10 protein-coding genes are annotated in these 8,751 nt (G+C 67.9%); 7 read left to right on the top strand and 3 right to left on the bottom strand.

Annotation, left to right across the window (positions count from 1 at the left end; translation table 11 throughout):
• Positions 1-19: 19 nt before the first annotated feature.
• Positions 20-520 (bottom strand): murein hydrolase activator EnvC family protein, encoded by a 501-nt coding sequence (locus AAHH99_RS07215; protein WP_418768051.1) that lies wholly within the window; start codon positions 518-520, stop codon positions 20-22.
• 286 nt (positions 521-806) lie between these two features.
• Between AAHH99_RS07215 and rpsB the strand changes: the two genes are divergently transcribed.
• The 3 genes from rpsB (at position 807) to AAHH99_RS07200 (ending at position 4,035) form a co-directional block, all read left to right on the top strand.
• The gene (gene rpsB, locus AAHH99_RS07210) at positions 807-1,670 is read left to right on the top strand and encodes a 30S ribosomal protein S2 (protein ID WP_094292201.1); all 864 of its coding nucleotides are present in this window, start codon (positions 807-809) and stop codon (positions 1,668-1,670) included.
• A 12-nt stretch (positions 1,671-1,682) separates the two neighbouring features.
• Positions 1,683-2,498: a translation elongation factor Ts gene (tsf, locus tag AAHH99_RS07205; RefSeq protein ID WP_068197883.1), complete on the top strand. Its 816-nt coding sequence runs from the start codon at positions 1,683-1,685 to the stop codon at positions 2,496-2,498.
• A 130-nt stretch (positions 2,499-2,628) separates the two neighbouring features.
• Entirely contained in the window at positions 2,629-4,035 is a 1,407-nt protein-coding gene (locus tag AAHH99_RS07200; RefSeq protein WP_418768050.1) for an amidase, read from the top strand.
• Here AAHH99_RS07200 and AAHH99_RS07195 read toward each other — a convergent pair.
• Together AAHH99_RS07195 and AAHH99_RS07190 are read right to left on the bottom strand one after the other, a co-directional pair.
• On the bottom strand, positions 4,032-5,153 hold the full coding sequence (locus tag AAHH99_RS07195) for a glycerate kinase (RefSeq protein ID WP_418768049.1): 1,122 nt from the start codon (positions 5,151-5,153) through the stop codon (positions 4,032-4,034). The two genes, AAHH99_RS07200 and AAHH99_RS07195, sit on opposite strands and share 4 nt — an antisense overlap.
• Positions 5,154-5,172: 19 nt before the next feature.
• Entirely contained in the window at positions 5,173-5,598 is a 426-nt protein-coding gene (locus AAHH99_RS07190; RefSeq protein WP_068197875.1) for a MarR family winged helix-turn-helix transcriptional regulator, read from the bottom strand.
• Positions 5,599-5,643: 45 nt separating this feature from the next.
• Here AAHH99_RS07190 and AAHH99_RS07185 point away from each other — a divergent pair, with 45 nt between their 5' ends.
• The 4 genes from AAHH99_RS07185 to AAHH99_RS07170 all read left to right on the top strand — a co-directional run bounded on the left by AAHH99_RS07185 (position 5,644) and on the right by AAHH99_RS07170 (position 8,730).
• A complete protein-coding gene (locus AAHH99_RS07185) occupies positions 5,644-6,321 on the top strand; it encodes a class I SAM-dependent methyltransferase (protein ID WP_418768048.1) in 678 nt (225 codons plus the stop codon).
• A gap of 198 nt (positions 6,322-6,519) precedes the next feature.
• A complete protein-coding gene (gene pyrH, locus AAHH99_RS07180; RefSeq protein ID WP_068198329.1) occupies positions 6,520-7,221 on the top strand; it encodes a UMP kinase in 702 nt (233 codons plus the stop codon).
• Positions 7,222-7,294: 73 nt separating this feature from the next.
• On the top strand, positions 7,295-7,852 hold the full coding sequence (frr, locus tag AAHH99_RS07175) for a ribosome recycling factor (protein ID WP_418768047.1): 558 nt from the start codon (positions 7,295-7,297) through the stop codon (positions 7,850-7,852).
• Complete coding sequence (locus AAHH99_RS07170) at positions 7,852-8,730, top strand: phosphatidate cytidylyltransferase (protein ID WP_418768046.1); 879 nt, start codon at positions 7,852-7,854, stop codon at positions 8,728-8,730. The genes frr and AAHH99_RS07170 overlap by 1 nt, the downstream gene beginning before the upstream one ends.
• The last annotated feature ends 21 nt before the right edge of the window (positions 8,731-8,751 follow it).

Raw genomic sequence — 8,751 nt, 5'->3', positions numbered from 1 at the left:
TTCGCGCAAAAAGGGGAGCTCAGCCGGGGGTCGGTTTGAGGCGGATCGGGGTGGTGACCACGAGGGCGAGCGGGTCGACGTAGTCGGCGCGCGACGCGGGACCCCACATCGCTCCCCAGTGCAGGCAGGCCGAGCGTGGGCAGCCGGGATGTCCGGCTTCCAGCACGCCGATCACCGCCTCGGCGTCGATGCGTTGTCCCCGCACGACCGTCGCCCGGACCGGTTCATAGCTGGTCCGCAGACCGCCGGGGTGGGCGATCGAGACGACCGGCCGCCCCGCCAGCTCACCCGCGAAGGCCACGGTGCCCTCGGCCGCCGCCAGCACGCGTTGGCCGGGTACGCCCGCCAGGTCGACGCCTCGATGCCCGGGCGTCCAGTTCGGCTCTGCCGCGTCGAAAGTCCTGGTCACCTCGGGGCGCGGCCGCAGCGGCCAGGTCAACCGGCCGCCGTCGGCCGCGACGGGTCCCGCCAAGACCAGCCCGGACACCAGCGCGGCGCAAGCGAGCGCGACCCATCGCATCACCCCACCTCAGCGGGTGATGCCCGACCGGCGCCAGAGTGCGACGCGGATCTGTGGACAGCCTGCTCGGCGTGGAAAAAGCACCCCTTGCGCGGGGTGTAAACTGCTAACCGCAGCTCGCTTGCGCGGGCTGACTTCGCGTGTCTGCACCCGCGACCCGTTCCACTAGGTCGTTTCCCCGGATGCCGTCGGTCCCGTCTCCAGACGGGTTCTGGCATTCCGAGCAGTCACCAGGGATCGGCGTCGCCCGGCGCCGGCATCAACCGACGAAAAGGACCATGGACTCATGGCTGTTGTAACCATGAAGCAGCTGCTCGACAGCGGCACCCACTTCGGGCATCAGACCCGTCGCTGGAACCCCAAGATGAAGCGGTTCATCTTCACCGACCGCAACGGCATCTACATCATCGACCTGCAGCAGACGCTGACCTATATCGACAAGGCGTACGAGTTCGTCAAGGAGACGGTCGCGCACGGCGGGACGATCATGTTCGTCGGCACCAAGAAGCAGGCGCAGGAGTCGATCGCCGAAGAGGCCACCCGCGTCGGCATGCCATATGTGAACCAGCGCTGGCTGGGCGGCATGCTCACCAACTTCCAGACCGTGCACAAGCGGCTGCAGCGTCTCAAGGAACTCGAGACGATGGAGCAGACCGGCGGGTTCGAGGGTCGCACCAAGAAGGAAATCCTGATGCTGACCCGCGAGAAGAACAAGCTCGAACGGTCGCTCGGTGGTATCCGGGACATGTCCAAGCTGCCCTCGGCCGTGTGGGTCGTCGACACCAACAAGGAGCACATCGCCGTCGGTGAGGCGCGCAAGCTCAACATCCCGGTCATCGCGATCCTCGACACCAACTGCGACCCGGATCTCGTCGACTACCCGATCCCGGGCAACGACGACGCGATCCGTTCGGCTGCGCTGCTGACCAAGGTGATCGCCGCCGCGGTCGCCGAGGGTCTGCAGGCCCGCGCGGGCGTGGGTCGCGACGGTGACAAGCCGGACGCCGACGCCGCCGAGCCGCTCGCCGAGTGGGAGCAGGAGCTGCTTGCGAGCGCGACCGCCACCGCAAGCCCCACCGCCGCGGGTGCCGCGCCCGGCACCCCCGAGGCGGACGTCCAGACCGAACCGAAACCCTCCCAGAATCCGTAAGAGAAGGCTGATATGGCTAACTACACCGCTGCCGACGTCAAGCGACTGCGGGAGCTGACCGGCGCCGGCATGCTCGACAGCAAGAACGCGCTTGTCGAGGCCGACGGCGACTTCGACAAGGCCGTCGAGTTGCTGCGCATCAAGGGCGCCAAGGACGTCGGCAAGCGTGCCGAGCGCGCGACCGCCGAAGGCCTGGTGGCCGCAAAGGACGGCGCGCTGATCGAGCTCAACTCCGAAACCGACTTCGTCGCCAAGAACTCGGAGTTCCAGTCCGTCGCCGAGCAGATCGTCGCCGCCGCGGCCGCCGCCAAGGCGACCGACATCGACGCGCTCAAGGCTGCGAAGGTGGGCGATACCACCGTCGAGCAGGTCATCGCGGATCTGTCGGCCAAGATCGGCGAGAAGCTCGAGCTGCGTCGCGTCGCCTACTTCGACGGGGCGGTGGAGACCTACCTGCACAAGCGTGCCGCGGACCTTCCGCCCGCCGTGGGTGTGCTGGTCGAGTACCAAGGCGATAACAAGGAGGCCGCCCACGCGGTCGCCCTCCAGATCGCCGCGCTCAAGGCCAAGTACCTCACCCGGGAGGACGTGCCCGAGGATGTCGTCGCCAACGAGCGGCGCATCGCCGAGGAGACCGCGCGCAACGAGGGCAAGCCCGAGCAGGCCCTGCCCAAGATCGTCGAGGGCCGCGTGACCGGCTTCTTCAAGGACGTCGTGCTGCTCGACCAGCCGTCGGTGTCTGACAGCAAGAAGACCGTGAAGGCCCTGCTCGACGAGGCGGGTGTGACCGTGACCCGCTTTGTTCGCTTTGAAGTCGGCCAAGCCTGACCACTTCTTAGCGAACCAGTCTCCAGCGCGAGCGCTCATCGTTGTACGGCCCGGACGCCGGGAACCGTACAAGGGTGAGCGCTCGCGCATTTGTGGGGCCGTGGCGGTACGACTTGGTACCGTCGTCGGCATGACTCGGATAAGCGCCTTCGGCGACGACGCCCTCGGCGATCTCGATGCGGTCGGTCTGGTGGAGGCGCTGCAGGCGGGCGCGGTGTCGCGAGCCGAACTCGTCGACGCCGCGATCGCCCGCACCGAGGCCGTCAATCCGGCGCTCAACGGACTCGCGTACGAGGCGTTCGAGCAAGCCCGCGCGCGTGCTGCGGCCCGTCCCTACGGCGGCTACTTCAACGGGGTTCCGTCGTTCCTCAAGGACAACGTCGCGGTGGCCGGCATGCCGACGATGAACGGCACCGACGCCTGGGATCCGCATCCGGAGCGCACACACGGCGACTTCGCGCGATCATTCCTCGCGACGGGCCTGGCTCCGATCGGCAAGACGCAGATGTCGGAATTCGGTTTCAGCGCCTCGGCCGAGCATCCCCGCATTGGACCTGTGCGCAATCCGTGGAACACCGAGCACACCGCGGGCGCCTCGTCGTCGGGTTCCGCGGCGTTCGTCGCCGCTGGGGTGGTGCCGATCGCGCACGCCAATGACGGCGGCGGGTCGATCCGAATCCCCGCCTGCTGCAACGGGTTGGTGGGTCTCAAACCGTCGCGCGGTCGGCTGCCGCTGGACAAGAAGCTGCGCCAGATGCCGCTGCGCATCGTCGCCAACGGCGTTGTCACGCGCACCGTGCGCGATACCGCGGCGTTCTATCGCGAGATCGAGCGGGTGTACCGCGATCCGCGGCTGCCCGCGATCGGCAACATCACCGGACCCGGAACGCAGCGGCTGCGCATCGCGGTGTGCACCCAGTCGATCTCGCGCGAGGCCAGCCCCGAGGTGCGCGAGCTGACGCTGAAGAACGCCGCCCTGTTGGAGGAACTGGGACACCGGGTGACGGTGATCGACAACCCCGTGCCGTCGCACTTCATGAACGACTTCCTGCTCTACTGGGCGTTTCTCGCGTTCGCGCTCGTGCGCAGCGGACGTACGTTGGGTCCGAACTTCAACCGCGGGCGTCTGGACAATCTGACGCTCGGCCTCGACCGTCACGCGTCGCGCAACCTGCATCGGTTGCCCAGGGCGATCGCGCGGCTCGCACGGATCCGTCAACTCACCGAGCGCGCAACCCAAGACCACGACGTGGTGTTGACACCCACGCTCGCCGACGTCACGCCGCGGATCGGCCACCTCGACCCGACGCTCGACTACCAGACGATCATCGACCGGCTCATCGAGTGGGTGGCGTTCACGCCGCTGCAGAACGCCACCGGTGAGCCGGCGATCTCGCTGCCCCTGGCCGAGTCCGCCTCGGGCCTTCCCGTCGGCATCATGTTCGCCGCGCCGGTGGGCCACGAGGGCCGGTTGCTCAAGTTGGCCTACGAACTCGAAGAAGCGCGTCCGTTCAAGCGGATTCACGACGCGGGCTAGAGGGAGCGGCAGACCTCGGCCGTCGCGCGGGTGAGCGACTGGGCGCCCTCGCGCAGCGCTCGCTCGATCGGTGTGCCCTCGGCGGTGATCGCGACCAGTCGCTCGACGCCGTGGTCGAGCAGCACGGCGGCGTCGGGGGCGACCCGACCGGCGAAGATGACCACCCGTGCCCCGGCGCGCAACGCCGCCCGGGCCACGCCGAACGGCGTCTTGCCCATGACGGTCTGAGCGTCGACGCTGCCCTCGCCGGTGAACACCCAGTCGGCACCGTGCAGCGCCCGTTCGAGCCCGACGGTCTCGGCCACCTCTTCGACGCCGGGTCTGCTTACCGCGCAGAGGAATTCGACGAGCGCGAATCCCACGCCGCCCGCTGCCCCGGCGCCGGGGCGCTGCGGTTGGGTGCCGCCGAGCGTCGCCGACGCGACGGTGGCCAACCGTGCCAGACCCGCCTCGAGTCGCGCGACGCCGTCGGGGCCGGCGCCCTTCTGCGGGCCGAACACCGCGCTGGCGCCGCTGGGACCCAGCAGCGGCGCGGTGACGTCGGAGGCCACCCGGATCCGGATATCGCGCAGGCGGGGATCCAGCCCCGTGACGTCGATGCGTTCGAGGCGTTCGAGGTCCCCGCCGCCGGGGGCCAGCGGTTTGCCATCGGCGTCGAGGAACGCCGCGCCCAGCGCGGTGAGCATGCCCGTCCCTCCGTCGTTGGTGGCCGAACCGCCCAGCCCGATCAAGAAGTCCTCGGCGCCGCGGTCGAGGGCCGCGCGAATCAGCTGACCGACTCCGAAGGTGCTCGCGGACATGATGTTTCGGTCGGCGGGGGCGATGAGTTCCAGACCCGCCGCGGCCGCCATCTCGATCGCGGCCAACTGGCGCAGCGGGACATAGCCGTACCGGGCGGTGACGGTGCGGCCGAGTGCGTCGGCCACTGGCACCTCGACGTGTTCACCGTGCAACGCGTCGACGACGGCGTCGACGGTGCCCTCGCCGCCGTCGGCCATGGGCACGCCGATGACCTCGGCGTCGGGCAGCACCTCCGTGACACCGGCCCTCATCGCGGCGACCGCTTCGGACGCCGTCATCGACTCCTTGAATGAGTCAGGCGCCAGGACGATCTTCATGGACGTAGTCTCGCAGAACTCAGTCCGTTCCGAGCGCCGCGAGGATCTGCTTGAAGTCCCGTTGCTGGCGTTGACTCAGATTCGCCATCAACTTGCGCTCCGCCGCGCGCACGCCGGAATCGGTGCGTTTCAACAACTCCCGGCCCTCACGCGTGAGCTGGGCGGGCAGCGACCGTCCTGAAGACACGCTCGCGGGGCGGGAGACGAGCCCGCGGTCCTCGAGGCCGCGCAGCACCATGTTCATCGCCTGCGGCGAAACGTTGAAGTCGCGGGCCAGTTCCGCATTGGACCGTCCTTCGTGCTGGGAAAGGATCCGCATGCACAGGTACTGGGGGAACGCCACGCCAAGGGGTTCGAGCACCGTCGTGGTGACCTCGGCACGTAGGGCCTTGGCGACGCGGGACAGGAGCAAACCCAGCGGCTGATCCTCGAGCGGGCCATTCATGTCAACTATATTGACATATATCAACTACATTGATATCAACGATGCATGACCGAACCAACGGGTGAGCTGTTCGAGAACGCATACAAGGGCGAGATGCCCGAGATGAGCGGCGGCAAGCCGCCGTGGAGCATCGGTGAGCCGCAGCCGGAGCTCATGCCCCTAATAGAAGAGGGCAGATTCCACGGCGACGTGCTCGACGCGGGGTGCGGTGAGGCCGCGCTGGCGATCCACCTCGCCGAACGGGGCTACACCACGGTGGGTCTGGACCAGTCGCCCACCGCGATCGAGCTGGCCAGGCAGGAGGCCGCCAAGCGCGAGCTGACGAACGCGACCTTCGACGTCGCCGATATCAGCGACTTCTCGGGCTACGACGGCCGGTTCGGCACGATCGTCGACTCGACGCTGTTCCACTCGATGCCCGTGGAACTGCGCGACGGCTATCAGCGTTCGATCGTGCGCGCCGCGGCACCAGGCGCCTCCTACTTCGTGTTGGTGTTCGACAGGGCGGGCATGCCCAACGGTCCGGCCAACCCCGTCACCGAAGACGAGTTGCGCGACGTCGTCTCCAAGTACTGGACGATCGACGAGATCAGACCGGCGCGCATACACGGCGTCTTCCCGGACGGATTCGAGGAGTTCTTTCCGGCGCTCGACATCCGCGACGAGCCGAAAGGCCGCAAATCCGTGCCCGCCTGGTTGCTGAGCGCCCACCTGCCCGACTGACCCGGCGAGTCGCGACCCACTGGCCGCCCTCGGGCCCGTCATGAGGCAGGATGAAGGGGATCTCAGCGAGGACCCGTAAGGAGTCGGATGGCGGATCCCAACGTCGCCGGTCAGGCAGCTCCGAACTCCGAAGTCGCCACCGGAGCGGCTCCGGACGCGAGCAAACCCAACGGAGCCGCCGCAGGTTCCATCCGTCCCATGTACACCCGGGTACTGCTCAAGCTGGGCGGCGAGATGTTCGGCGGTGGGGAAGTGGGCCTCGATCCCGACGTCGTCCACCTGGTGGCGCGTCAGATCGCCGAAGTGGTCCGCAGCGGCGTGCAGGTGGCCGTGGTCATCGGCGGCGGCAATTTCTTCCGCGGTGCGCAACTGCAGCAGCGCGGCATGGAGCGCACCCGCAGTGACTACATGGGGATGCTCGGCACCGTCATGAACAGCCTGGCGCTGCAGGACTTCCTGGAGAAGGAAGGCATCGCGACCCGGGTACAGACCGCCATCACGATGGGTCAGGTCGCCGAACCGTACATCCCGCTGCGCGCCGTGCGGCACCTCGAGAAGGGTCGCGTCGTCATCTTCGGGGCGGGCATGGGCCTGCCGTACTTCTCCACCGACACCACCGCCGCCCAGCGCGCGCTCGAGATCGGCGCCGAGGTGGTGCTGATGGCCAAGGCCGTCGACGGCGTCTTCACCGCCGACCCGCGCCAGAACCCCGACGCCGAACTGCTCACCGCGATCAGCCACCGCGAAGTCATCGACCGCGGCCTGAAGGTGGCCGACGCCACCGCGTTCAGCCTGTGTATGGACAACGGCATGCCGATCCTGGTGTTCAACCTGCTCACCGACGGCAATATCGCCCGGGCGGTCGCGGGTGAGAAGATCGGAACACTGGTCACCACCTGACGCCCCCCGCGCCCGCAGCGAAGGTGCACACGCGAGACCGGTGACCGACGCGCACTGACGAAGGAGAAGGACCGTGATCGACGAAACCCTCTTCGATGCCGAGGAGAAGATGGAGAAGGCGGTGTCGGTCGCGCGCGATGACCTGTCGTCGATCCGCACCGGCCGCGCCAATCCCGGCATGTTCTCGCGTGTCAACGTCGACTACTACGGATCGCCGACACCGATCACTCAGCTGTCGAGCATCAACGTGCCCGAGGCGCGCATGGTGGTGATCAAGCCCTACGAGACGGGCCAGCTGCGCAACATCGAGGATGCGATCCGCAACTCTGACCTCGGGGTGAACCCCACCAACGACGGCAATGTCATCCGCGTGGCGATCCCGCAGCTGACCGAGGAGCGACGCCGCGACCTGGTCAAGCAGGCCAAGGCGAAAGGCGAGGACGCCAAGGTCGCGGTGCGCAACATCCGCCGCAAGGCGATGGAGGAGCTGCACCGCATCAAGAAAGACGGCGAGGCAGGCGAGGACGAGGTGTCGCGCGCGGAGAAGGACCTCGACAAGTCCACCGCCACCTACACCCACCAGATCGACGAGCTGGTCAAGCACAAAGAAGGCGAGCTGCTGGAGGTCTAGTGACCGAACAGCAGAAGGGTCCCGTGGCAGAGACGCCGGTCGACGAACCGCCCAAGAAGAAGTCGCGGGCGGGCCGCGACCTGCCCGCCGCCATCGGAGTCGGCGTCCTGCTCGGCGCCATGGCGATCGGAATCCTGCTCTTCTGGCCGATCGGATGGCTGCCCGTGCTGGCGGTGTTCATACCGATCGCCACCCACGAGGTGATCCGCCGACTGCGCGAGGCCGGATACGACCTTCCTGCGATTCCGTTGCTGCTCGGCGGCCAGGCGATGATCTGGTTGAGCTGGCCGTTCGGGCCGGCCGGGGTGCTAGGAGCGTACGGCGGGACGGTCGTCGTCTGCATGGTGTGGCGGCTGGTCGGGCACGGTTTGCGCCACCAACCGGTCAACTACCTTCGCGACATCGCCGCCGCGGTGCTGCTGTCGACGTGGGTGCCGTTGTTCGCCAGCTTCAGCGCGCTGCTGATCTTCCAGGACCACGGCGGCGGCAGGGTGTTCACGGTGATCGCGACCGTCGTGTTCGCCGACATCGGCGGCTATGTGGCCGGTGTGCTGTTCGGCAAGCATCTGATGGCGCCGGAGATCAGCCCGAAGAAGTCGTGGGAGGGCCTTGGCGGCTCGCTGGTGTTCGGCACCGCCGCCGCTGTGCTGTCGGTGACGTTCCTGATGGACAAGCCCGCCTGGGTCGGCCTGCCGCTCGGGCTCATGCTGGTGATCACCGGTGTGCTCGGTGACTTGGTCGAGTCGCAGGTCAAACGCGACCTCGGAATCAAGGACATGGGCACGCTGCTGCCCGGCCACGGCGGCATCATGGACCGCATCGACGCGATGCTCCCGTCGGCCGTCGCGGGTTGGATCGTCCTGACGCTGTTGGCGTGACGCCCCGCGGAGCTGGGATAC

It is taken from the genome of Mycobacterium neumannii, from assembly GCF_048452905.1.
Lineage (GTDB): Bacteria > Actinomycetota > Actinomycetes > Mycobacteriales > Mycobacteriaceae > Mycobacterium > Mycobacterium neumannii_B.
The sequence above is the reverse complement of the archived record's forward strand: the minus strand, read 5'-3'. Positions and strand labels throughout refer to the sequence as shown.